The following is a 432-nucleotide window of genomic DNA, read 5'->3' on the forward strand; positions in this document are numbered from 1 at the left end:
TGGCGTGTATCCCGGCAGATGTCCAGGGAAAAGCAAAACTGCTGGTAAAAGACACAGGAATACTGGCAGGAGTTGAGTTTGCCCTCAGGGTTTTTGAAAAAGTAGATCCCGAATTAAAGATAGAGGTACAGATGGAGGATGGTGGCCGCATAAAACCCCGGGACATTGTATTTTACGTGGAAGGAGCTTCCCGTTCTATTTTAAAGGCCGAACGCCTGGTGCTTAATGCGATGCAAAGAATGAGTGCCATCGCCACAAAAACCAGAACATCTGTTGATAAACTGGAAGGCACAAATACCCGCATTTTAGATACCCGAAAAACTACTCCCGGAATCAGGGCTCTGGAAAAATGGGCGGTTAAAATTGGTGGAGGAGAAAATCACCGCTTCGGACTTTTTGATATGATCATGCTTAAAGACAATCATATTGATT

Annotated in this window: 1 protein-coding gene; it reads left to right on the forward strand. The window is 44.7% G+C overall.

The window, feature by feature from the left end; translation table 11 throughout:
* A partial coding sequence (locus HC175_RS19010; protein WP_369074351.1) for a nicotinate-nucleotide diphosphorylase occupies positions 1–432 on the forward strand: 432 nt, incomplete at both ends.

It is taken from the genome of Salinimicrobium oceani (assembly GCF_012037645.1).